The following is a 23,861-nucleotide window of genomic DNA, read 5'->3' as shown; positions in this document are numbered from 1 at the left end:
CTTATGGCCAGAGTTTTATACGGTGCCGAGGAATTGATAGATGCGAATCTTGAGCAAGGCGCCCGGCTGATCCTCTGCGACGGCCCTCTTCAGATCGGCTGGCGGCATTCCGGACTTACCTCGGACTTCATCGCGGAAGTCATGTCGATGCCCTATGCCTTCGCAAAAAACGACTACGCCGTCGTGCATCACAGCATCGCATATCTTACCAATGAGCTGATCGAGAACGCGGTAAAATTCCGCCTGCCCTCGGAGATCGTCATAGAGGCGTGCCTTGCGGCGACGACTGTCCTCATCCGTGTGAAAAATGCAGTCGATGCCGAGACGTCCGTGCTGTTCCAGCACAAGCTTCGTCAAATCCTCGATCGTGACCCCGGTGAACTGCTGATCCAGCAGATCGAGGCGAACGCTCTTTCCGACGACAATGCTTCCGGGCTTGGTCTGCTCACTCTTTTGAGTGACTACGGCGCCAGAATGGCGTGGGAATTCGATGATGTGGATGAGCGCAGCGTGATCCTGACGACGACCGCAGAAATTTCAATACCGATCGCCTCCAACATGTGAGTTTAAAAATGGAAATCAGCGACGAAAACTTCAGGGTTTGGGCAGAAGAAGGTGCGGTTTTCTTCGACGGCGTTCTGAGATTGGCAGGACCGGATGCCTACGCTCCGATATACTCCCTGGCATCCGGTGTCCTGGGTGGCCACCACAGCCGGGTAACTTTCGATCTGACGGGCCTGGAATTCCTCAACTCGTCCGGTATCAATCTGCTTGCCAAGCTGACAATCGAGGCGCGCAAGCGACCGGAGGTGCAGCTGGTGATCAAAGGGACGAGCCAGTATCCTTGGCAAACCAAATCGCTTCCCAACCTGAAAAAGCTGTATCCGCAACTCGACCTTCAGCTGGTGTAGACCGGGCCGCATATTGGATCGGCTGCAGGCCACAACGGTCCTGCGCGGACATTGGGGCGGGATGACGGCGATCGCCTTGCGCTGCGTGCTGCACGGACTGTCTCGTGCCTTGGCATTCGGGACGCTATTTGTTCCGGTGCTGAAGTCATCTATGCGGTCGGAAAGCGCATCGATCAGAGATCCCGTTTTTTGAATTCCAAGCGCCCGAAGTTGCGATTTGCGCTGGATAGCTAAGTGATTCTTATTCGAAGCGTTCGGCGTCTCGATGACTGCCGTATTGAGATGGTTCTGTTGGGATAGTTAAAGGATGACGCTTGTCGATCTGCCGAGGCGTAATGTCCATTTTTATACTGCTTGGGAAATTGGTACGTTGAGTGGCACGGCTCGCAGTGGCGGATGGTAGTGGATGTCCCGCGTAAACTTCAGGGGAGCTGGGAACCAAGCTCAAGAGGTCTCGAATGACGGACAGTCTGAATAGCCCCGAGATTTGTAGACGCCTTCTTTCCTGATTTTGAGGCAGAGAATAACGTCGGAGGCGCCAATGTTCGACTTGGCCAAAGTGGCCTGGAGCCTTGGCCGCGTCTCAAATGACGAGCCGCTGACACCGGCGTCAACGAAGGCGTCCGCCAAATGCCAGCTTTGTCGCAGCACGAATTCTTTTCCAAGATCGAACTGAGTTTCGATCGAAGCGGGTCGGATTTCAGGACGGGCTCAAGCAGCTGTGCGGCCAGTCTCATCCGTTGATTTCAATCGCATTCTGTCGATTGGGCTGGCGGAAGATCAACCTGAACTAACTCGATCGGGAGAGGCAATCGTCGCGTATCGTCCGTGATCGACTGTTTCGCCGTTTGATTTTGCAGGCCTACGATGAGCGATGCGCGATAACAGGCTGGAAGCTTATTAATGGCGGCGGCTGCGCTGAGGTCGATGCCCCGCCCATATTCGCCCCGTTGAAGCGAGCGGTCCGGACATTCTGTCAAACGGTATTGCGCTTTCCGGAACTGTCCACTGGATGTTCGATCGTGGCCTTGTCGGCCTGTCGGACAATCTTGAGGTTCTCATTTCTCGTCATGCAAACGATCGCGATAGCCTCCAAGGCCTTATCAACAAGACCGGAAGAGCTATCGTGCCGGCAGGTGTCCACGAACGCCGGCATCCCCAGTTTCTGAGATGGTATCGCGAGAATACCTTCAAGCATTAACAGGCTGCTTGGCTGGGTTCCTTTCAAGAGCTTGCCCAGCGCTTCAATGGTGCTGTTAATTATAGATCGATGGAGACTCGTTCTTCTCCTACTTCATACAGGATGGTTTCATCGGCATGCGGCAACTGGTTGAGTTGCGCCACGAGAGCCAAGGTGGTCGAACGGCGCGTCAACATGAGACAAGTCGAACCACTGCTGCGTGTCGCATGCCAGACGCCAGGTTTCATGCAGACGCCTTGCCCCGGTTGAATGTGAAAGGCGCGCGCGGTGGAAAGATCCGGAGCACCGTCCTGCCCGGACATGGCGACGACCTGAACGATCGAACCGGTCAACGGAACGGCGGCCTGTTCGGTCAGCAGGTGTTTTTCAAAGACGGCAATCGATGGATCGTCATTGCGATAATTCACCCAGAGGATCTCGACTTCACCACCTTGCCCAACATCGAAAAGGTGCTCCTGCCAGAAATCGGTGGCAGTGTTCGAGAACGCCGCCGGACCACCTGCTGCCGGATAGGGTTTTCCGAGCATGACGCCGAAGCAGGAAAATACGTCCTCAGATAATGTTCCCACGGTTAGGCGCACTTCTGGATCATGTGACATATGTTTGCGTTCTCCCATTACGCTGATTCCGAACCGTTTCAGATTGAAAGATCACCATTTACGAGGTCCGTGACCAGCATGTGTCCCGGTGCATGGGTGATCGAAAACAACGGCGAGGCTTTGGCGATTGCTGCCTGCGGGGGCACGCCACAGGCCCAGAACACCGGAATTTCGCCAGCCTCTATCCTCACGGCATCGCCATAGTCTGGTCGTGCAATATCCTTGATGCCGATTTCGGCAGGATCGTGCGGCAGGATTGCCAGATTGGCATGGACGAAACCGGGCACCAGATTGGCGGTCGGTCCGGAAAGCCCGCCGGAGCGCGCCTTGAGCAGGGCGAGATGGGCAGCGGAGCCCGGTGCGAACGTCATATCATTCAGCCCTTGCATTCAATGCATGTTCGACGGCAAGGCCAACCGACAGGATTTTTGCATCTGCCATTGGACAGCCGGCGATCATCAGGCCGACAGGCGCTGAACCGGCGGTGTGGCAGGGTACCGAAAGCGCACATCCATCGAGGAAGTTGATCATCGTTGGGTTGCGCAACATCAATCCGTTGGTGGCGAAGAAGGTTGCGTCATCGGCTTCGAGCGAGGCGATGGTCGGCGCGATGGTCGGCACGGTCGGCAGCAGGATGGCATCGAAGGATGCTAGCTTGTCATTGACGCCCAACTGCCATGCGTTGCGGGCCTCAAGCACATCGAGATAATCCGCAGCGCTGATGTCACGGCCGCGCAGGATGCGGCCACGGACACGCTGGTCATAGGTGTCGCCACGGCTTTCAAGCAGATTGCGATGCCAGTGCCAGGCTTCGGCTGCAATCAGACCACCTTTGGCATTGATCGTCGCAAGTTGGGCAAATTCCGGTACGTTGAGCTCGACGATGCGCGCGCCCGCTTCCGACAGAAGGTTCAGGGTTGCTGCAAACGACGCCGCAACATGTTCGTCCATGTCGTTGAGAACGATGGTCTGCGGCACGGCGAACCGCAGGCCGGCCAGCGGCATCGATTTGATTGATCGGTCGGCTTCGCCAGAGATAATGGCGTCGAGCAGGGCGCAGCAGGCAACACTAGATGCTATCGGGCCAATGGAATCGAGTGAAGTTGAAAGCGGCAGAACCGCCTCGCGGCTAACCCGGTGCGCGGTCGGCTTGAAACCGGTGAGGCCGCAGAGCGCTGCAGGAATCCGGATCGAGCCACCGGTATCTGTTCCGATTGCAGCGACCGCCATGCCGTCTGTGACGGAGACTGCAGCACCGGAGGATGAACCACCCGGAATGCGTCCGGTAGATCGATCGTAAATGTTGAGCGGCGTTCCGTAATGTGGATTGAGGCCGAGGCCGGAAAAGGCGAACTCGCTCATATTGGTCGTGCCGGTTATGACCGCACCTGCGCGGACAAGTGCCTGTACTACCGGAGCATCGGTGGTCGCAGGCGCCGACTGGTTGTTGGCAACACTGCCGGCCGTCGTCACTTCACCGGCAAGATCGAACAGATCCTTCACGGAGATCGCGATGCCTTCGAGCGGGGAGCGGACCTGACCGACGCTGCGCATCAGATCGGAGGCATCCGCCATGGCACGTGCACGGGCGTCATTGCGACGGATGAAGGTTTTTGCCCCCTGACCTGACGGATCATCGATTGCCGCAATTGCGGCATCGACAAGCTTGCGGCTGGTGGTTTGCCCGCTGGCAAGCGATGCTGACACGTCTGCAATCGTCGGGTAGCGGGTCATCTCACTGAACCTCTGGCAGGGTTTCGATCATGTAGCCGTGGTGGATGCTGCGATTTAATACGGGATCGAACAGCTCCATGGTAAAGCGAGCGGAAGGACGAATGCCGCCGATGGCGCCAACCGTACCGCAGATCATGCCGGTTTTTTCGGGCAATGTGGACTCGCCGCCGGTAAGGCCGACGATCAGATCCTGTGGCGTGCGCAGGCTGGAAAGTGGCCCCTCCTGATAGAGCGTCTGGGCATCGTTCTCGTCAATCCAGGAGCGGATGATCAGTTGATCCCAATGGTCCGCGACCTCGGCAAAGGGCCAGGCGATGCTGGCGATTGGCTTAGGGCAGATTTGCTTTGACAGCGCCACGCTATAGGATTCGAGTTTGCGGTCCGTATGATCGGAGGCAAGCGAAACATAGAGATCGTTACCGGAGCGGAAGATGAAGGTTTCGACTTCTCCGGAGCTTTCTGTGCCGACCGATTGTATCGAGTCCGTCTGGACGGCACTGTTCTCGGAAACGCGGTAAAAGAGCGGCACGGTGCTCGGGCGCGGCACGCCGATTGCCGCCAATTCTTCAATATGATGATCGATGGCCGCCCGGTCACGCCCGGCCCAGCCTGCAACGACGAGCTGATCGATTTCGATATCGAGTTCAGATTGGGACGATGCGGTTTCGATCGTGAAATGCAGTTTCATGAGGTATATTCCAGTGTTAAGTTCTAACGAAGTGCCTTATTCGGCAAGGCTCGGAAGATAGAGCGCGATCGAGGGGAAGATCGAAAGCAGCAGGATCAGCAGGGCCATGGCTCCCACAAAGGGAAGTGAGCCGGTGATGACAGGCGTCATCGAGCCGCTTTTGCGAAGGCTGTGGACGACGAAGAGGTTCAGGCCAACCGGTGGTGTTATGAGAGCGGCTTCGACGAGCACGATGATGAGGATGCCCGTCCAGATCGGATCGAAACCGAGAGCCAGCATGATGGGAGCGACGATCGGGATCGTGGTAATCATCATCGACAGCGATTCCATGAAGCAGCCGAGGATCAGGTAGAAGATCACCACGACCAGGATCATCGCGACAGGCGACAGGCCAAGGCCGGAGATCGAGCTGGTAATGACATCGGTGATGCCGGTGGCCGACATGACGAAGTTGAGAAAACCGGAAGCGATAATGATCAGAAGGATCATGGCCGATGACTTCATCGTGCCTTCAATGGCTTCCGACAGCATGGCGAAGTTGAGGCGGCCAAAGCAGGCAGCGAGGATCATTGCACCGCTGACACCGAGTGCGGCTGCTTCCGTTGGTGTTGCAATACCGGCATAGATCGAGCCGACCACCAGAAGGAATATGCCGAGTGGAGGCGCCAGATGGACCAGGCTGGCAAAACGCTTGCTCCATGTGCCATTGACGCGTGCACCACCCCAGGCAGGCACAATGATGCAGCCAGCAATGATGGTCAGCATGAACAGCACGGTCAGCAGCAGGCCAGGGATCACGCCAGCAAGATAGAGTTTTGGTACGGATGTGTTGGTCAACACGCCGTAGAGGACCATATTGATCGATGGCGGGATAAGGATGCCGAGCGTACCGCCCGCGGCAAGGCTGCCCAGAAAGAGAGGCTCGTTATAGCCGTGTTTCTTGATCTGCGGGATCGCGACGGTGCCGACAGTTGCGGCGGTCGCGACGCTGGAGCCGGAGGTTGCGGCAAACAGGGCGGACGCGCCGATATTGGCATGCATCAGTCCGCCCGGTAGCCAGGAGAGCCACAGGCTCATTGCGCTATACATGCGTTCGGCGAACCCCGCACGCAGCAGGATTTCTCCGAGCAGAATGAAAAGCGGAATGGCCACGAGCAGGAACTCGTTGTTGGTGCTCCATGCAAGCTCCCCAATGGCGCGGGTAAGCGGAAGCATGGAAAATGCAGGATCGAGGACAAGACCAAGCACACCGAGCGCGGCCGCAACCGGAATGGACAGGCCAATCAATACAAGAAGGAGAATGAGAGTGGTGGCGATCATTTGCGTTCTCCTTCGATCAGGCGCTCGCCAGCTGCAGCTTCCTCTTCTGCTTCTTCCTGCGTGGAGCGTACCCCGGCGATTGCCTTGACGGTCGCGATATCGCCGGTGACCAGTGCGACCGACGCGCGGATCAGCATGAGGGCAAGGATCAGACACATGAAGACAAGCCCGGCAAACCACAGACCTTGCGGAATGGCCAGCGGTGTGCCCAGAGGCGTGTTGGCCTGCGAGCTGTTATTTATCGACTCTGCGACAACGCCAAAGCCGTAGTAGGTCACGAAGCCGATGAAGACGCCAAGGCAGGCCAGCGACAGCCAATCAAGCATCGCCGAAACCCGGACGGGCAGATATTGGTAGATGACGTCCACTCGCACATTCGCGCGCTGTAGCGTTGCATAGGCAAGTGACCATGTGGTGCTGATCGCAAAGGCGTAGCTCGACAATTCATCGGAGCCGCCCACCGTCCAGCCGAAAAGTTTGCGCAGCAGCACATCGACTGTGATCAGCAGGACACTGGCGATGGTCAGCGCGCCGCTGGCAAGCACCGCCCAACGGGCAGCTTTCTCGGCAAAGCCGTACAGCGAGGTGAATAGAGGGATTGATCCTGTCATGGTCTTCGATCCGGCTTGAGAGGAGGTGACACGGCTACAGCCTGATGCAGCCGTGTCCGAGGCAGGGTTACTTGGAGGCCGTCAATCCGAAGGAGGCACCGATCGTATCGTTGAAGTCCTTCACGCAATCGGCGGAGCAACGCGCGGCCCAGGTTGGAAGAATCTTATCCTTCAGCGTGGCGTTCAGAAGTGCCTTGTCCTCATCGGTGGGAACGACCAGTGTCATCTTGCCTTTGACAGACTGAGTGCAGGCGGCAGCGCCGGTATTGCAATCATAACCTTCTTGCGTCTGTGTGCCGGCAGCCTTCCAGATGTCGTCCATCAGCGTTGCGATGTTTTCTTCGAGGAACGCCTGCACCTTCGGGTCCAGCTTGTCCCAGACAGACTGGTTCACGGCGTGGATCTGCTGGTTCCAGTTGATCGGCAGCGCGAGGAGATGTGTCGAAACCTCGTACCACTTGGCCGAGTAGCCGGAGAGAGAGCCGGTAATGGCGCAATCGACGACTTTGTTCTGCAGGGCTGGAACCACTTCACCGAACGCCATAGTGACGCTGGTGCCGCCAAACGCTTCGACGAATTCCGCCTGCGTGCGACCGGAGGTGCGAACCTTCTTGCCCTTCAGGTCAGCAATACCCTTGATGTCGGCGTTGCAGAAGACAACCTGCGCTGGATAGGTCGAAATTCCGAGCAGCTTTACCTTGGAACCTTCGCCGTAAAACTTTTCGTAAACCGGCTGGAAGGCCTCTGTCACCTTGCGGGCAGTCTCGACATCCGGCGCAAGTCCCGGAAGATCGATAGCTTCATTGATCGGGTTGTCGCTGGCAAAATAAGACAGCGTCGCCGTGCCGAAAGGGATTACACCCTGTGACATCAGGCGCATCAGTTCTGGACCCTTCAGACCCATTTCGTTGAAGCCCTTGATCGTTGCTGTCACCTGACCACCAGATTTCTCCGGGATGGTCTTGGTCCAGAAAGGCTGCTCGAACTGCTGATAGGCAGTGAGGTTGCTGAGGCCGCCGACGATTTGCAACTGGGTTTTGGGCAGTTCCTGGGCAGTTGCTGCGCCAGAAATGAGGAGTGCGGTAGCAAAGGAGAGTAGTTTCATGTCGTTCCCTTTTCTCTGGTTCGATCTTCCGAGCACGAGAAAAGGCGAGCGAGAGCGGAGACGGGACGATGTCCCAAATACGCCCTTGCCTGATGCTATATCAGCCTGTTCCCATGCGTACGATTTATATCGCTTTTGTTTTGTCGGATTAGATGTCGATCCAGCCAGCTTGTCCAATCGTATGTTTGGAAGGGAGGCATAAGTAAAATTTATATCTCATCGAGGGCTGGCGATGTGGCGAGGACGTTTCCGGCGCTATCTCGCGCGATTTGTTGAGCCATATTGGTAATGACCCGTGCGGCATGGCTATCGGGCCCGTCGATCCAACTTGCGGTGAAGTGCAGATCGTTGAGTGGCTCCGCATCCACGTTCAGGATTTCCAACTCGCCCCGCTCGATTTCTGCGCCGAGAAAGACGGGGGTTATGACGGCTGTTCCAATGCCGTCCAATGCCATTTTGGCAATCATCGATAACGACGCACTTCCATACATGCGAGGTGCCGGGAAGCGATACCGCTGCAATATGTCGCGGACCTGCCGATAGGGCGTGCTGTTGGAGCCGTAGGTGATCACGGGCAGGGCGGATATGGTCTCGACCGAGACACTCCCTTCCGAAGAATAAAGGCCTGGCTTGGCAATCCATGCAAGTGGATAGGTGCAGAGTGGCCGGTTGGCGACACGCGGTTCCAGGACCGGTCCCATCAAAAAGGCCAGATCGATCCGCCTGCTCATCAGGTGAGACTGTAGCATTTCACTGGTGTCGACCTCGATCTCAAGTGTCAGGTCGGGATAGGCATTATGAATTTCAGCAATAAGCTGAGGCAACCACGTCTGAACGATTGTCTCTGCCACTCCGAGATTAAGGCGCCCGGTCATGGCAGTGCTGTCGCGCGCAGCTTCAATCATTCCGTTGCGGGCCTGTATCAATTGCTCCGCGTGGGCAAGAAGTTCTTGCCCCTTGGCGGTCAACCTTACTCCACGGGCAGCCCGGTCAAATAACTTGACCCCGAGCGCAAGCTCGAGCGCAGCGATGCGCTGTGAGACGGCAGGTTGGGTTGTCCCGAGCTTTTCGGCGGCAGCGCGAAGGCTGCCTAACGCTGCGGCCCAGAAGAAGGTTTCAATATTTCGGAGATCGATCATCGCCGCAGCTAACCCTAAAGCATGCCTTTCGTCTATCTGTCGCTGCGACGAATGAGGGTACACACGTGCGTCGGCCCGAGCAGCCTCCCTGCCTACGGGAACTTGTAACGATTGGCCGAAGGTTCATATCCCATCAAACTCCAGCCTCTGTAGGTCGGCCTACACAAATTCGGCTTTCGACAAGGATTTTTGCGCTGCTTGATGCCATTTTGCTGGCACGGCCCCGCAGCGCCGCAATCATTATGCTTCGGCTGGCATCGCTGCCCGAACACCGTGCAGGAACACTCTCAGCTCCATCTCCACAACGCCTTTGATGTCGTTCACAGGAAGATTGTATATGAACTTCCGAACACCAAGGTAGAATATTGCTGCGTGAAGTCCCCAGACCGCTTCAACCTCCATTGGGGAAGCGGCCACTTCTGAGACGGGCCGTTTACCGTGCTCGTGACGCAACTCGTCGATAATCAGTGAGAATATACGCTCCTTGAGAAGGCCGAGATATCGCGCGTTGAAATCAAGACCTTTGAGGCCCGAAAACATGAAAAGACGAACCCACTCATATGTGAGAATTGCATCGGAGTAATCGCGGTAAAACTCCCGGAGACGATCCTCAAGGGGACGGTTGCGATCCTTGATGACGTCTTCCCAGAAAGGATTCCAGCGCCTGACGAATCCTTCCTGATAGACCCTTTCAACCAATGCCTCCTTATTCGGGAAATATCGGTAGAGCAGCGGTTGGGTGATGCCTAGCCGCTTGGCAAGCTCGCGAGTCTGGCCTTCAAAGCCGAACTCGGCAAAAAAGCTGACGGCCCCACGAACGATTTCCTGCTCCCTTTCATCCGGTGCCAGCCGTCTCTTCTGTTGCTTGTCTTTCATAAGCTCATCCTCAGCCGCATCTGTGATTAATTTATCGACTAGTTATCAATGCCTTGCAAGCATACCGCATGTTTTTATGGCCTATTTGTTGATTCTCACCAAAATTTTCGCCTTGACGGCCATCAAATCCGCTTTATATTTATCGTATGATAAATAGAGATTGGAGGATTTCTATGGTGAGGAGAAGAGAGTTTATGCTGGGCACCGCCAGTCTGGCGACAATGCAGATGGCGCAGCCAGCATGGAGCCAGTCGTCGCCGATCAGGATCGGGATGCTGAGCGTCAAATCGGGTGCGCTTGCCGCAGGCGGGAGGCAGATGGAGGATGGTTTCAGTCTGTTCCTCAGGGAGCGTGGAAATACCATTGCAGGGAGGCCGGTCGAGTTGATCGTGGCCGATACCGCGGGCCAGCCTGCACAGGCGAAGACCAAGGCGCAGGAATTGATACAGCGATCCGGTGTTCACATGGTTGTTGGGCCGGTCGCCGCGTTCGAAGCTCTGGCAATCAACGACTATTTCCAGGAGGCGCAGATTCCGTTTATCTGCTGCTCAGCAGCGGCTGAAGATTTGACGCAACGCAAGCTCAATCCCTGGTTCATCCGAACCTCATCCACCTCCGCGCAGCCGTGCCACGCCCTCGGCGACCACGCTGCGAAAGAGTTGGGTTACAAGCGCATTGCGACGATCGCAGACGATTTCGCATTCGGGCAGGAGCAGACCGCAGGTTTTCAACGTGTTTTCGAAGCAGGTGGCGGGTCGATCACGACCAAGCTCTGGGCGCCTCTCAATGCGGCAGATTACGGCTCTTACATCTCCCAGCTTTCTGACGTCGATGCGGTATTTGCGGCTTTTGCAGGCGCGAACGGGCTGCGTTTTCTCAAGCAGTACAACGAATATGGGATGAAGGATCAGATCCCTGTTATCGCCGCGATGACCACCGTGGATGAGGGCGTACTTCATAGCATGGGAGATGAGGCGCTCGGTATCGTCTCCGCTGGCTGGTATTCCGCAGCGCTCGATACGCCCGAAAATACCAAATTTGTATCGGCGCTGCGTGGTGTTGCCGGTGTCGATCCCGGCTTTTACTCGGCTGGAGCCTACTCTGCCGGATTGGCGCTTGAAAAGGCACTGACTGAAATTGGCGGCAAGGCTGAGGACAAAAATGCGCTGATGGCGGCGCTGAAGAAAGCGGTCATTCCCAACGATCCGCGCGGTCCATGGCGGGTGGATGCTTACGGTAATCCCGTTCAGAACATCTATATCCGCAAGGTCGAACGCAAGGACGGTCGGCTCGTGAACTCGGTCGTCAAGACTTACGACAACGTCACGCAGTTCTGGACCTATCCGCCTGAGGCATTTCTCAAAGAGCCGGTCTACTCGCGAAACGATCCGACACGGATCTGACCAGAACCACATCAAGAAAGAAAGGATGTCGTCGGATGATTGTCGACGCGCATAATCACGTTATTCCCGAGAGTATCATCACATATCTCGAGAAGGACGTTGACACCTTCGGGGTGACGATCGGCGGTTCAGGAGATTCCCGCCGGTTGATTCACCGGGAAGGCTTTGCCTATCCCATGTTCAGCGAATTTCTCGATCCGGTTGAGAAGGTTCGCAAGCTCGATGAGCGTGGGCTGGATATGGCAGTCATATCGCCATCGCCGACGCTGTTCTTCTATCGCATACTTGATGAACGCAATGCCGAGTTCGTTCGCCTGCTCAACGAGGAGATAGCCGCTTTCGTGCGATCTGCCCCTGATCGCCTGATCGGTATGGGAACGCTGCCTATGCAGTCGCCAGAAGCCTCGATTGCCGAGATTGACTATCTGGTCGACAGTCTTGGAATTCGATCGGTGATGATTGGGACGCACATCGACGGTGTGCAGCTCGCTGATCCGTCTCTGCGCCCGGTTCTCAGGCACGCCGCTGCGCGCGGCGTGTTTATCCTGACGCATCCGTATTATTTTGGCTCGAAGCCCGGCCTCGAGCCCTATTATCTCACGAACCTGATCGGCAATCCGCTTGATACGACTGTGATGGCGGCGCATTTGATCTTTTCCGGTGCGATGGAAGAAATCCCCGACCTGAAAATCTGCCTCTCGCATGGTGGTGGTTTTGCACCCTATCAGGTTGGTCGTCTCGTACACGGCTGGAACGTTCGGCCGGAAACAAAGACACCCGCTTTATCCCCCAAAGAGCTTCTGAAGCGCTTCTATTTCGACAGCATCACCCATGATCCGCAGGCACTGCGCTATCTCGTGGATTTTGCAGGCGCCGATCATGTTCTGCTTGGAACCGACATCCCGTTCGACATGGCCGATCTGGATCCGATGAAGACGATTTCGGGAGCGGGCATAACTGAACAGGACCGCGCTCGTATCCTTTCAGGAAACGCTATCGAACTGTGCTCCGCAATCACTCCCAGGAGGCTCGCAAATGCCGGCTGATCTTCAAACAAAATTATCCAGCGACGTTCTGCAGACGATCCGCGGTATCTACGTCGATGGTGCTTTCCGCGCCTCTTCCGGTGGTGAACTGATGGAGATACGGTCACCGGCAACCGGTCAAATCATCGAAAAGGTCGCGCTGGCGACTGAGACGGATGTGGACCTTGCTGTTCAAAGCGCAGGCCAGGCATTCCGGTCAGCGGACTGGGCAAAAATGTCCGTCCGCACGCGCGCGCGCCTTATCAACAAGCTTGCAGACGTCATGGAGGCGCATCTCGAGGAACTCTATGAGCTCGAAACGCTGAATAATGGTCGCCCTATCAGGGAGACGCGGGCGCAGCTGGCGCGGGTGCCGGATCTGTTCCGCTACAATGCGGGTCTGGCGCTGGCGAAGCGTGATGATGTTATTCCTGTCGAAGGCGACTATCTGACTTATACGAAGCGTTTGCCGGTCGGGGTCGTGGCAAACATCACGCCCTTCAATCATCCTCTGCTGATTGCCTGCCGCAATCTTGCGCCGACCTTTGCATCGGGTTGTACAACGGTGGTCAAGCCATCCGAATATACCCCGCTGACAACGATGCGGCTTGCGGAAATATTTTCGGAAGCAGGCCTCCCGCCAGGTGTGTTCAACATCGTCACCGGTAACGGTGCTGTAACCGGCAAGGCTCTGACGAGCCATCCAGGCATCCGCAAGCTGGTTTTGACCGGCGGTACGGAGGCCGGTCGTCTTGCTGGTGCTGCCGCAGCGTCGAATTTCGCGCGGCAGACGCTCGAGCTCGGGGGCAAGACGCCCGTTGTCGTTTTCGAAGACTATGATCTTGACCAGGCGGTTAACTACGCTGCCTTTGGCGCTTTCGTCGGTGCCGGTCAAACATGCGTCTGCGCAGCCCGTCATATTGTCCAGCGCTCCGTATACGATGAGTTCGTAGAGAAGCTGGCTGAGAAGACGAAAGCGATCCGGGTCGGCGATCCTTTCAGTCACGATACGCAAATGGGGCCGGTCATTTCTGAACGACAGCGCGCCCGCGTACTCGAATATGTCGAGATCGGCAAAAGGGAAGGAGCACGGCTGGTTGCTGGCGGTAAGATTCCCGAAAGCCTCGGTAGTAATAGCGGCTTCTTTGTCGAACCCACGGTCTTTGCGGATGTGAGTGCGGATATGCGTGTCGCACAAGAGGAGGTCTTCGGCCCGTTCACAGTGGTGATCCCCTTCGACAGCGAAGCGGATGCCGTTCGCATTGCGAATGACAGTCCCTATGGTCTTGCTGCGGCTGTGCGTACCCGTGACGTTGCCCGTGCGCATCGGATGGCGGACAACATTGAAGCGGGCATCGTTTGGATCAATGACCATCACAGGGTTGACGCCGCTTCCCCATGGGGTGGTTTCAAGCTTTCAGGAACGGGTCGCGAGTTCGGCAAGGAAGCATTCGAGGCTTATTTCGATGTCAAGGCTGTCATGGTCAATGTCGGGGATCGCCCGTTCGACTGGTATGACATGGCAGCCACCGAGATCAGATTGAACTGACAAGTCGCCACTGGCGTCATCGGCGCAATCTCTGCGCCATCATTATAGCGATCGGACCACCGTGCTTCCGGAACTCTTTGTTGATTTCCGGGACCGGTCTCGTTCGCCCAACTCTGGGAGGAGATTGGATGTACTGGATTACTGGCCTTTTCAACAGTCTGGCCTTCGCTGCGATATTGTTCGTGCTTGCGGCAGGGTTCTCGCTGATTTTCGGTCTTTTGCGTGTGGCAAATCTCACTCACGGCGCGTTCTTCATGCTGGGTGGCTATCTGGCTGCTTCAACGGCGGGATTGGGCTTCTTTCCCGCAGTGCTTGCTGCGGCGCTGGGATGCGCATTGCTTGGCGGTGTCGTCCAATATGTGCTGATGCAGCGGCTCGCCGGGAAGGAACTTGCCCAGGTTCTCGCTACGCTGGGATTGTCGTTCATCATCGCGGACCAGTGCTTGCTGGTCTGGGGAGGCGATCCAGTCGCGGTGTCCGCTCCGAGCTATCTTCAGGGCGCCGTGCGGGCAGGCTTCTTCGCTTTCCCTGTTTACCGTCTTTTCCTCATCGGTGCGGCCGCCGCGATTGCAATTGCACTCTGGCTTCTGGTCGAGCGTACGACACTCGGTGCTCGCATCCGTGCAGCGGTCGATGACCGCGATATGGCACGCGCCGTTGGTATTCCCGTTTCGAAGCTCTTCACGACCGTCTTTTGTCTCGGCTCAGCCCTTGCAGGGGCCGGTGGCGCTCTGGCGGCGCCCGTTATGTCAGTTTATCCGGGCCTGGATGTCGAAATGCTGCCGCTTGCGTTGCTGGTGGTTATTCTCGGCGGGATCGGCAGCCTCGCAGGCTCCTTGATCGGAAGTGTCGCGATCGGGATCATCTACACATTTGGCCAGATGCTCCTGCCAGATCTTGCTTACGTCATTCTCTTCCTCCCCATGGTGCTTGTTCTCGCGGTGCGCCCGGAAGGCCTGCTTGGGAGGGTTTCGGCATGACCCGTTTTGCTGGAGTTCTCTCACTCGTCTTCGGCCTTACCATTCCGTTCATGGTGCCAGGTGAATTCTATCTTGGCATTGCCACGCAGATTCTCGTTTTCGGCCTGTTTGCCGTCAGCGTGAACATCCTGGCTGGATTTGGTGGAATGGTCTCCCTCGGTCATGCGGGCTTTCTGGGAGTAGCGGCTTACGCGTATGCCATTCTCGTCAACAGTTACGCGCTGAACCCGATAACGGCGGCCATCACGACCCTTTTGATCGGTACTGCGGTCGCCGCGTTATTCGGGATCATTGCATTGCGGACCAAAGGTCTCAGTTTCCTGATGATAACCCTTGCGCTGGGGCAGATCGTCTGGGGTGTCGCGTTCCGCTATACGAGCCTGACCAACGGTGACAATGGTATCAGCCTGCCAGCCGAAGGCCTGCTCGCGGCATCCCCGCTTGGCCGTTATTATCTTTGCCTGGGGGTGCTATGTTTTGTTCTCACCGCGCTAGCCGTATTCGTGCGTTCCCCCCTGGGGGCCGCGCTGAATGGCGTGCGGGATCAACCCCGGCGTATGAGCACGCTTGGATATAATACCTGGGCGATCCGATACATCGCTTATGTTCTCTCCGGCGCAACTGCGGCACTGGCAGGTATTCTCTATATCCAGATATTCCGCTTCATCAGCCCGCACGCCCTGTCGCTGACGGCATCGTCAGAAGGCATCCTGATGGTGATTTCTGGCGGGATCGGCACCCTGTTCGGACCAGTCGTCGGTGCGGGTATCGTGGTGCTCCTTAAAAATGTGGCGAGTGCTTATACGGATCGCTGGCCGACACTGCTAGGCTTGATTTTCCTGTTCATCATTCTGGTCATGCCTGACGGTCTGCTTCCCGGTCTCAAGCGTTTGGGTCGTGCTTCTCTCGGTCACTTCGGACATCGCGCATCGAAGTCGTCCCCCTATGTCCAGACATCGCAGGAGGCACGTTGATGGCCGCACTCGAGGTTACCGATCTCGCCAAGAGCTTTGGTGGATTGCATGTCATCCAGGGTATTTCTTTCTCGGTCATGCCGGGAGAGCGTCGCCTGATCCTTGGCCCGAATGGCGCGGGAAAGACCACTCTGTTCAATCTGATCGCCGGTGATCTGAAACCGAGTGCCGGTCGTATTGTCCTCGGCGATCAGGATCTTTCATCGCTGCCGACGCATCGTCGTGCCGCTTGCGGTATCGGGCGAACCTTCCAGATCCTGACGCTGTTTGCAGGCGAAACCCTTCTCAGGAACGTGATGCTGGCGGCGCTTGGGCGTTCGCCACAGCGTTGGCACCCGCTTAGAAGCATGGACAAGGATGCGGAATTGGTCGAGTTCGCCATGGATATCCTTAATCGGGTACATCTCGGTCATCTTGCCAGACGTCAGGTCTCGGAAACCTCCTACGGGGAGCGTCGGCGGCTCGAAATTGCCATGGCACTTGCGCAAAAGCCGGTACTTCTGCTGCTCGATGAACCGCTGGCCGGTTTGTCACGCGAGGAACGAAAGACAGTCGAGTGCCTGCTCGATGAGTTGCCCCGGAACCTCACCATTCTGATGATCGAACATGACATGGATGTGGCCCTTGCGTTCGCTGAACGTATTGCGCTGCTCCATCACGGCAAGCTGCTGGTGGATGGCAGCCGTGATGAGGTGATTGCCGACCGGCGCACGAAGGAGGCCTATCTTGCCCAATAATACACAAGCTCTCGTTCTGCAGGGCGTAAACAGTTATTACGGAGACAGCCACATTCTTCAGGACGTCTCGTTTTCTGTCCCGCAGGGCCGCATACTGGCTCTGCTCGGTCGCAATGGTGCCGGAAAGACCACCTGCATGAACACGGTGGCGGGCTTGATGAAGCCGCGGGATGGCAAAATCTCCATCTCTGGTCGCTTTGTCGATGGCCAGTCGCCCGAAACGATCTGCCGGGCCGGGATCGCGCTGGTTCCACAGGGGCGGCGGATATTCCGAAACTTGACGGTCACCGAAAATCTCAAGGTTGCACAGGTACAAAAAACACCGCCCGATCGCATCCGCTGGACCATTGACGATATATTCGGGCTGTTTCCCCGTCTTGGCGAACGCAAGAGCCATCATGCTGGCCTCCTTTCAGGCGGGGAGCAACAGATGCTCGCGATCGGGCGCGCGTTGATGACCAGTCCGGCTGTCCTGCTGATGGACGAGCCGACGGAAGGGCTCGCTCCGCAGATCGTCGCGGAGGTCGGCTCGATCATTACAAAGCTCAAAATGCTGGGACTGACGATTGTTCTGGTCGAGCAGCACACGAGCTTCGCACTGAAGCTTGCTGATGACGTGGTGATTATCTCGACCGGGGAAATCGTGCTGCGAGAGAAAGCCGAAACGGTCGTCGCCAACGAGCAGCTATTGGAAAGCCTTTTGGGCGTCCACTGAACGCCAGCCCCGCCGGTCAAGGAGAATGACACATGACACGGATCAAACATGCAATCATCATAGGCGGTTCAATGAGCGGCCTCTTCGCGGCACATCTACTCCTCCGCAAGGGATGGACTGTCAGCATCTACGAACGGATATCATCGGAGCTTGCGGGACGCGGAGCAGGGATTGTCACCCATCGAGAACTATTCGATGTGCTGGACGCCTGCGGGATCGATAGCGCGGCGGCAAAGGTTGGTGTCAGCGTCGAAGGGCGCCGCGTTTTCGATATTGAGGGACACATCGCGGCAGAACTCGCGCTTCCGCAGGTTCTCACCTCGTGGGGGAAACTCTATGCCATTCTGAGGGATACGTTACCGGAAGGCTGTTACCATTATGGTCGGAACCTGACGCGCGTCATACAGGATGAAACGACGGTCACAACCGAATTTGGCGATGGCGGCACCGCGACTGGCGATCTGTTGATTGGTGCCGACGGGATTTTTTCCACCGTGCGGCTGCAGTTCATGCCAGACGCCATGCCGAACTACGTGGGTTACATCGCCTGGCGCGGTCTTGTGGATGAAGCCGACCTCTCGCATGCCACCCGTGATGCGATTTGCAACCATTTTGCGTTTTCGCTCCCTTCGGGAGAACAGATGCTGGGATATCCGGTTGCCGGTGCGAATGAATCAATTGAGGTTGGCGAGCGCCGTTTCAATTTCGTCTGGTATCGCCCCGCAGCACAGAACGGAGCTTTGCAATCCATTCTCACCGACACCGATGGCACGACCCATGCGCTCTCCATTCCCCCGAACAAGATCCGGCCGGAGGTGATCAGCGAAATGCGGGATGCTGCACGGCGTACGCTTGCACCGCAGTTCGCCGAGGTGGTCGAGAAGACGCAGCAGCCGTTCATACAGGCTATTCAGGATCTGGAGACACCCCGCATGGTGATTGGCAGCAACGTTGTTTTAATCGGTGATGCAGCGTTTGTCGCTCGCCCCCATGTCGGTATGGGCGTGACGAAAGCGGCAGTTGATGCGTTCGAACTTGCTGAAGAGCTGGGACGTACGGAGGATATCGCAGAAGCGCTGTCGAAATTCGAAGCGAACCGCCTTGCCTATGGTGCCGCCGTCATCCGGCGGGCTCGCCATCTCGGAGCTTACATGCAGGCACAAATCCTCACCGAGGAAGAAAGGGCGATGGCGGAGCGCCATCGCCATCCCGACGCGATCATGAGCGAGACGGCCGTTTCGACCGGTATCGCAGCCTGAAACATATTTGGAAGGAAATTGGATATGGGTGATTTTGTATTCGAACGCTGGCCTGCCGCTCCAGAGAGCATGGATAAGGCCAGGTCCGCGGAGTTTACTGCAAACGCTGGAAACGGCCGGGTGGGAAGCAACCTCGTCTCGGAAACCGACAGGGTGCGCGTCTGGTCATTGACACTTAAACCGTCGGAGCGCATCGGCTTTCACACGCACGTCCTGGATTATTTCTGGACCGCGGTGACAGGGGGCGCTGCACGCTCACACTACGGGGATGGCCGCGTTGGGGAGACGACCTATGCTCCTGGCGACACGAAGCATTTCAGCTTCGGTCGTGGCGAGTTTATGACACATGATCTTGAGAATATCGGCGATACCGATCTCGTGTTCACGACCGTCGAGTTCAAGGACAGTGCCAACGCACCGCTCGCCATTTAGGCCTGTTGAAGATCGCTCAGACTGGAGTTCGGCCATGGACAATGTACGAAAAAAAAGTCTCGAAAGCATCGCTGCCCGCAGCAGCTTCAACAAGCTGTGTTCTGCACGCAATCGCCTCGGTACGGTACTCGCAATTGCCATGGCGACGATCTACTTTGCCTTTATCAGCACGGTGGCCTTTTCGCCCGGGGCGCTCGGGCGACCGATTTTCGCCGGGTCATCGATCAGCATCGGTATCGCAGTGGGAGTCGGGATCATGGTGACGGGCTTCATTCTGACAGCAATCTACGTGATCTACGCGTCACGGCGTCTTGACCCGATGGTTGAAGCTCTCAGGAGGGAACCATGATGCATAAGAACGTAATTCGGGCCGCGATTTGTGTCTCGGTCCTCTCATCGTCTTCCGCTTTTGCCGATGCCGTTTCCGGCGAAGTGAAGCGCCAGCCCGTTAATCCACTTGCGATTGCCATGTTTCTTGTCTTCGTGTTGGCCAGTCTTGCTTTGACGATATGGGCAGCGCGGCGCGGAACACGCACCGCCAGAGACTTTTATGCGGCTGGCGAAGGCCTGAACGGATTGCAGAATGGCCTGGCCATTGCGGGTGACTATACGTCGGCAGCTACCTTTCTAGGTGTCACGGCGCTCGTTTATGGCGCCGGATATGATGGCATGATCTATGCGATCGGCTTCCTTGTAGGTTTTCCGATGATCCTTTTCCTCGTTGCAGAGCCGCTCCGCAATCTGGGTAGATTCACTTTTGCCGATCTTGCTGCCTACCGGCTTTCCGAAAGGCCAGTAAGGACGGTGGCGGGCATAAACACACTCGTGATCGTGCTGTTTTATCTGATCGCCCAGATGGTCGGGGCAGGAAAGCTTATCGAACTCCTCTTCGGTTTACCCTACTGGGTCGCCGTGGTTCTCGTGGGCGCTCTGATGATGCTCTATGTGACGTTCGGAGGAATGCTGGCAACGACGTGGGTTCAGATTACCAAGGCAGTTCTGCTGCTGTCGGGAACGTTGCTGATGTCTTTCCTTATTCTGGCGCAGTTCGGGTTTAGTCTCGAAACCCTGTTCAGCAGTGCTATCTCTGTGCATCCGAAGGGATCGGCTATTATTGGGCCAGGCGGACTGGTCAAGGATCCGGTTTCTGCGATTTCACTTGGAACCGCCCTGATCTTTGGAACAGCCGGTTTGCCACATATTCTGATGCGTTTTTTTACGGTGGCTGACGGGCGACAGGCAAGAACATCCGTTTTGGTCGCGACGGGCTTCATCACCGTTTTCTATACGTTGCTGTTCATACTCGGCTTCGGAGCCATAGCCCTTCTGACGACAGATCCGTCTTACAAAGACGCAGCGGGCGCCATTCTGGGCGGGAGCAACATGGTGGCGATCCAGCTTGCCGATAAGCTGGGGGGATCGGTTTTGATGGGCTTCATATCCGCTGTCGCCTTTGCAACCATTCTCGCCGTCGTATCGGGATTGACAATGGCAGGTGCGTCTGCTGCTGGACACGATCTGTTCGCACGGGCGATATATCGAGGGAAAATTTCGGAGCGCGCTGAAATCCTCGTTTCAAAGCTCTCCGCTGTCGTAATCAGCCTGTTTGCCATCGGTTTGGGCATCGCGTTCGAAAATCAGAACATTGCCTTCCTAGTTGGACTGGTTTTCGCGATTGCTGCGAGCGCAAATTTTCCGGTGATATTGCTGTCGGTTATGTGGCGTAACCTGACGACACGCGGTGCTGTTGCCGGTTCGATAGTCGGGTTGGTAACGGCGCTGCTTCTGGTCGCCCTTGGGCCAGCAGTCTGGACGAATGTTTTGCGGCTGGGCGCTGCTCCGTTTCCCTATGATAATCCGGCTCTCTTCTCAGTCCCCCTCGCGTTTCTCGTGACATTCGCAGTTTCGCTTTGCGATCGGAGCAGAGGGGCAGGACTGGAGAGGGCGGCATTCGAGGCCCAGTACGTCACGGCTCATACAGGTTTCAAGCCCTAGCTGTACCAGTTGTGCAACACGTCCTAGCGTGCGGCTTCAACGCTTGTCCTCGTCATTCTCCGAGACGCCACGCTTTTGCTGTTCGGATCAGCTGGCAAGAATGCCTCGACGCTTTTTTTGTCATGGCGCATTGACAAGGGGGCGTTGGTGGCTCTTTATATAAATTATCAAATGATAATTTCAATATAAGCTTTCCCATGCCGAATGACCTAAAGATGCAGCTCCGGGTCCGAGTCACGATGATCATCGAGAACTATTTTCAGCGGGTAACGGGCGAAAAAGACCTTGACGGCTTGGTCGACCACATATCGCGCCTGTTCCAGACGAGGAGCTTCGGAAAGTCCGAGGACTCGATAAAAAACGAGGGGTTCATTAATCAGCCCAACGAACTGTCGGGCAGCAAGATCGGGGTCGTCAATGTCGACGATATCGGCGGCTTTCAGTCGCTTCATGTAGTTGATCAGCGCCTCAAGTGTCGGACGTTTTCCGCGATTGATGTATGTGGCGGCTAGATCGGGGTAACGAATGCTTTCTCTTATGACCATGCGTGCCGTATCGACTGCTTCCTGCGGAAGCCAGAAATGCATGATGGCCCTGCCGATTTCCCGAAGCGTTTCCGTAGGTTCCGTCAAGGCTTTGCTATCACTGGTAATTTCCAGCATTGGGATGCGGGTCCATACACGCTGCATGGCGGCAGCGAATACGCCTTCCTTGCTCGCAAACTGGTTGAAGACCGTGCGCCGTGAGACGCCGGCCTCAGTCGCAATCCGTGCCATGCTGACGGCATCTATTCCATTGGCCAGCAGCAACCGAACAGCCGCATCGAGGATCATTTCTCGCGTGTCGAGTGGCGGTAGCGTTTCTGAAACAGACATTTGGAAGTTCTCCATTTTTTTAAGAAAAAATGCACTGCACCATGCAGTGCATAACTTGATATCCGTGCTCCGTTCAATGGGTGGTGCAGCCAAAGACCACAACAGGGGAATGAAATGCAACCAGAAAATGCATATATACGGATCGACAGGGCTTCCAAAGCCTTCGCGACCCGCTCAGGTGAGAAGATCATCGCTTTAAGCGACATATATTTATCAATCGATAAAGGTAAATTTGTCACGCTTGTCGGCCCAAGTGGCTGCGGCAAGAGTACGCTGTTGCGGATGATCGGTGGTCTGATTGAGAAGTCGACCGGAAGCGTGTCGATCTCCGGTGAGGAGGTCAAGGGGCCGACGTCCGGTATCGGTATGGTTTTCCAGGCGCCGGTACTGCTGCCCTGGCGGACGGTCTTTGAAAATGTGACGATCGCATCAGATATCGGTCGCTTTGATCGTGCGGCAATCGCTGATCGGGCTCGCCATTACCTCAGCATGGTGGGCCTGTCCGGATTTGAAAATAAATATCCGTCGGAACTTTCGGGCGGTATGCAGCAGCGTGTCGGCATCACCCGGGCATTGGTGCACGATCCGAAAGTGCTGTTGATGGATGAGCCTTTTTCGGCGCTCGATGCCATGACGCGTGATCGCTTGCAGGTGGAATTGCAGGCGTTGTGGATGAGCAGCGAAAAGACAGTCATCTTCGTCACGCACAGCATTCAGGAAGCGGTTTTTCTGGCCGACCGGGTAATCGTTCTCGCCCCACGCCCAGGACGTGTCGTGGATGATATTGCCATCGACCTGCCGCGACCCCGGACACTCGAAATGATTAACTCCAGGGAGTTTGGCGACTATGCGGCGGCAGTGCGCCGTCATTTCGAAGCGGAGGAGGCTGTCCAATGACCGACTCTCTCATGACAACAGCACCGGCAGTTACCCGGAAAACCAGACGTATCAGTCTGCCTCAGTTCGATACCGTATCGTTGGTTTCGCTCGGCGTGCTCATGCTCTTCCTTGCCTCTTGGGAATGGGTTCTTATCCCGCTGCTTCAGATCAGTCCGGCACTCCTGCCGAAGCCGAGTGCAATCGCGCTCGCGCTCTGGAATGGTATGACTGAGGGATATCTGCTGTCAGATACGGTTATCACGCTTACGGAGGTTGCGGCGGGCTACGCATCGGGTTCGATTATCGGGTTTCTCCTCGCCATCCCCGTTGCTGGGTCGCGGACTGCGGAGCGCATACTGTCGCCATACATCGTGGCGCTGCAGGCGATACCCAAAGTCGCTATCGCGCCTTTGTTCGTTGTCTGGTTCGGCTTCGGCATGACGTCAAAAGTCATCATCGTCGCGCTAATCACATTTTTCCCGGTTTTCGTAAATGCAGTCATCGGGCTGCGTGCGACACCGGCAGAGCAGCACGAATTGTTTGATGTCTATGGTTCCAGTGCCTGGAAGCGTTTCCTACATCTCAAGGTTCCCAATTCGCTTCCCTATGTCTTCGGCGGGTTGAATGTCGGTGTCACGCTCAGTGTGATCGGAGCCATCGTTGCCGAGTTCGTGGGGGCGCAGGAGGGCATCGGCGCGGCCATCATGCGCGCGGGTTTTGCGCTCGACACGGCGGGCGTCTTCGCGGCGATCACGCTGCTTACGCTCATTGCTGCCGGCGCAAGTGCCGGGGTGCAGGCGATTGGCCGTCATCTGGTGTTCTGGATGAGCAGTCAGAAGCGATAAATCCAAACA

The 23,861-nt window shown here is 56.5% G+C and carries 25 protein-coding genes and 2 pseudogenes; 16 read left to right on the top strand and 11 right to left on the bottom strand.

Features of this window, described 5'->3' with window-relative positions:
- Nucleotides 1-3 precede the first annotated feature (3 nt).
- Together N7578_RS01575 and N7578_RS01570 are read left to right on the top strand one after the other, a co-directional pair.
- Complete coding sequence (locus N7578_RS01575) at nt 4-564, top strand: slr1658 superfamily regulator (RefSeq protein ID WP_311108566.1); 561 nt, start codon at nt 4-6, stop codon at nt 562-564.
- Nucleotides 565-572: 8 nt separating this feature from the next.
- Entirely contained in the window at nt 573-911 is a 339-nt protein-coding gene (locus N7578_RS01570; RefSeq protein WP_311108565.1) for a slr1659 superfamily regulator, read from the top strand.
- A gap of 444 nt (nt 912-1,355) precedes the next feature.
- On the opposite strand, the gene N7578_RS01565 is transcribed toward N7578_RS01570, so the two are convergent.
- On the bottom strand, nt 1,356-1,562 hold the full coding sequence (locus N7578_RS01565) for a hypothetical protein (protein ID WP_311108564.1): 207 nt from the start codon (nt 1,560-1,562) through the stop codon (nt 1,356-1,358).
- A 34-nt stretch (nt 1,563-1,596) separates the two neighbouring features.
- Here N7578_RS01565 and N7578_RS01560 point away from each other — a divergent pair.
- Nucleotides 1,597-2,112, top strand: a pseudogene (locus N7578_RS01560) (HNH endonuclease); the annotation flags it as partial.
- 59 nt (nt 2,113-2,171) lie between these two features.
- Here N7578_RS01560 and N7578_RS01555 read toward each other — a convergent pair.
- From N7578_RS01555 to N7578_RS01515, 9 genes and pseudogenes are all read right to left on the bottom strand, one after another.
- A complete protein-coding gene (locus N7578_RS01555; protein WP_311108563.1) occupies nt 2,172-2,711 on the bottom strand; it encodes an ureidoglycolate lyase in 540 nt (179 codons plus the stop codon).
- A gap of 38 nt (nt 2,712-2,749) precedes the next feature.
- A pseudogene (locus tag N7578_RS01550) lies at nt 2,750-2,953 on the bottom strand (D-glutamate cyclase family protein); the annotation flags it as partial.
- Nucleotides 2,954-3,083: 130 nt separating this feature from the next.
- On the bottom strand, nt 3,084-4,445 hold the full coding sequence (locus N7578_RS01545) for an amidase (RefSeq protein ID WP_311108562.1): 1,362 nt from the start codon (nt 4,443-4,445) through the stop codon (nt 3,084-3,086).
- Between the two features lies 1 nt (nt 4,446).
- A complete protein-coding gene (locus tag N7578_RS01540; protein ID WP_311108561.1) occupies nt 4,447-5,133 on the bottom strand; it encodes a DUF2848 domain-containing protein in 687 nt (228 codons plus the stop codon).
- 36 nt (nt 5,134-5,169) lie between these two features.
- Entirely contained in the window at nt 5,170-6,453 is a 1,284-nt protein-coding gene (locus tag N7578_RS01535) for a TRAP transporter large permease (RefSeq protein ID WP_311108560.1), read from the bottom strand.
- Entirely contained in the window at nt 6,450-7,064 is a 615-nt protein-coding gene (locus tag N7578_RS01530) for a TRAP transporter small permease (RefSeq protein ID WP_311108559.1), read from the bottom strand. The genes N7578_RS01535 and N7578_RS01530 overlap by 4 nt, the downstream gene beginning before the upstream one ends.
- Before the next feature lie 67 nt (nt 7,065-7,131).
- Nucleotides 7,132-8,169: a TRAP transporter substrate-binding protein gene (locus tag N7578_RS01525; protein ID WP_311108558.1), complete on the bottom strand. Its 1,038-nt coding sequence runs from the start codon at nt 8,167-8,169 to the stop codon at nt 7,132-7,134.
- A 209-nt stretch (nt 8,170-8,378) separates the two neighbouring features.
- A complete protein-coding gene (locus N7578_RS01520) occupies nt 8,379-9,308 on the bottom strand; it encodes a LysR family transcriptional regulator (RefSeq protein WP_311108557.1) in 930 nt (309 codons plus the stop codon).
- 240 nt (nt 9,309-9,548) lie between these two features.
- Nucleotides 9,549-10,184, bottom strand: a complete 636-nt coding sequence (locus N7578_RS01515) for a TetR/AcrR family transcriptional regulator (protein ID WP_311108556.1) — start codon at nt 10,182-10,184, stop codon at nt 9,549-9,551.
- Nucleotides 10,185-10,378: 194 nt separating this feature from the next.
- Here N7578_RS01515 and N7578_RS01510 point away from each other — a divergent pair, with 194 nt between their 5' ends.
- The 11 genes from N7578_RS01510 to actP all read left to right on the top strand — a co-directional run bounded on the left by N7578_RS01510 (nt 10,379) and on the right by actP (nt 21,253).
- The gene (locus tag N7578_RS01510) at nt 10,379-11,587 is read left to right on the top strand and encodes an ABC transporter substrate-binding protein (RefSeq protein WP_311108555.1); all 1,209 of its coding nucleotides are present in this window, start codon (nt 10,379-10,381) and stop codon (nt 11,585-11,587) included.
- A gap of 35 nt (nt 11,588-11,622) precedes the next feature.
- The gene (locus N7578_RS01505) at nt 11,623-12,633 is read left to right on the top strand and encodes an amidohydrolase family protein (protein WP_311108554.1); all 1,011 of its coding nucleotides are present in this window, start codon (nt 11,623-11,625) and stop codon (nt 12,631-12,633) included.
- On the top strand, nt 12,623-14,161 hold the full coding sequence (locus N7578_RS01500) for an aldehyde dehydrogenase (RefSeq protein WP_311108553.1): 1,539 nt from the start codon (nt 12,623-12,625) through the stop codon (nt 14,159-14,161). Before N7578_RS01505 ends, N7578_RS01500 begins: the two co-directional genes overlap by 11 nt.
- A gap of 128 nt (nt 14,162-14,289) precedes the next feature.
- Complete coding sequence (locus N7578_RS01495; RefSeq protein ID WP_311108552.1) at nt 14,290-15,141, top strand: branched-chain amino acid ABC transporter permease; 852 nt, start codon at nt 14,290-14,292, stop codon at nt 15,139-15,141.
- Nucleotides 15,138-16,115 carry a branched-chain amino acid ABC transporter permease gene (locus N7578_RS01490; protein ID WP_311108551.1) on the top strand — a complete coding sequence of 326 codons (978 nt, stop codon included), beginning with the start codon at nt 15,138-15,140 and terminating at the stop codon, nt 16,113-16,115. Before N7578_RS01495 ends, N7578_RS01490 begins: the two co-directional genes overlap by 4 nt.
- A complete protein-coding gene (locus N7578_RS01485) occupies nt 16,115-16,852 on the top strand; it encodes an ABC transporter ATP-binding protein (RefSeq protein ID WP_311108550.1) in 738 nt (245 codons plus the stop codon). Before N7578_RS01490 ends, N7578_RS01485 begins: the two co-directional genes overlap by 1 nt.
- Nucleotides 16,842-17,567 carry an ABC transporter ATP-binding protein gene (locus tag N7578_RS01480; protein ID WP_311108549.1) on the top strand — a complete coding sequence of 242 codons (726 nt, stop codon included), beginning with the start codon at nt 16,842-16,844 and terminating at the stop codon, nt 17,565-17,567. The genes N7578_RS01485 and N7578_RS01480 overlap by 11 nt, the downstream gene beginning before the upstream one ends.
- A 32-nt stretch (nt 17,568-17,599) precedes the next feature.
- Nucleotides 17,600-18,826, top strand: a complete 1,227-nt coding sequence (locus N7578_RS01475; RefSeq protein WP_311108548.1) for an FAD binding domain-containing protein — start codon at nt 17,600-17,602, stop codon at nt 18,824-18,826.
- A 24-nt stretch (nt 18,827-18,850) separates the two neighbouring features.
- Entirely contained in the window at nt 18,851-19,258 is a 408-nt protein-coding gene (locus tag N7578_RS01470) for a hypothetical protein (RefSeq protein ID WP_311108547.1), read from the top strand.
- A 34-nt stretch (nt 19,259-19,292) separates the two neighbouring features.
- Nucleotides 19,293-19,607 carry a DUF485 domain-containing protein gene (locus N7578_RS01465; RefSeq protein ID WP_311108546.1) on the top strand — a complete coding sequence of 105 codons (315 nt, stop codon included), beginning with the start codon at nt 19,293-19,295 and terminating at the stop codon, nt 19,605-19,607.
- Nucleotides 19,607-21,253, top strand: coding sequence for a cation/acetate symporter ActP (gene actP / locus N7578_RS01460; RefSeq protein WP_422646684.1), 1,647 nt, complete (start codon nt 19,607-19,609; stop codon nt 21,251-21,253). Before N7578_RS01465 ends, actP begins: the two co-directional genes overlap by 1 nt.
- Nucleotides 21,254-21,462: 209 nt before the next feature.
- Here the strand turns inward: actP and N7578_RS01455 are convergent, their stop codons facing one another.
- Nucleotides 21,463-22,128, bottom strand: a complete 666-nt coding sequence (locus N7578_RS01455) for a TetR/AcrR family transcriptional regulator (protein WP_311108544.1) — start codon at nt 22,126-22,128, stop codon at nt 21,463-21,465.
- 114 nt (nt 22,129-22,242) lie between these two features.
- Between N7578_RS01455 and N7578_RS01450 the strand changes: the two genes are divergently transcribed.
- Together N7578_RS01450 and N7578_RS01445 are read left to right on the top strand one after the other, a co-directional pair.
- Complete coding sequence (locus N7578_RS01450) at nt 22,243-23,025, top strand: ABC transporter ATP-binding protein (protein WP_311108543.1); 783 nt, start codon at nt 22,243-22,245, stop codon at nt 23,023-23,025.
- A complete protein-coding gene (locus N7578_RS01445; protein ID WP_311108542.1) occupies nt 23,022-23,852 on the top strand; it encodes an ABC transporter permease in 831 nt (276 codons plus the stop codon). The genes N7578_RS01450 and N7578_RS01445 overlap by 4 nt, the downstream gene beginning before the upstream one ends.
- Nucleotides 23,853-23,861 lie beyond the last annotated feature (9 nt).

Source organism: Agrobacterium tumefaciens (genome assembly GCF_031801495.1).
GTDB lineage: Bacteria > Pseudomonadota > Alphaproteobacteria > Rhizobiales > Rhizobiaceae > Agrobacterium > Agrobacterium tumefaciens_K.
The sequence above is the reverse complement of the archived record's forward strand: the minus strand, read 5'-3'. Positions and strand labels throughout refer to the sequence as shown.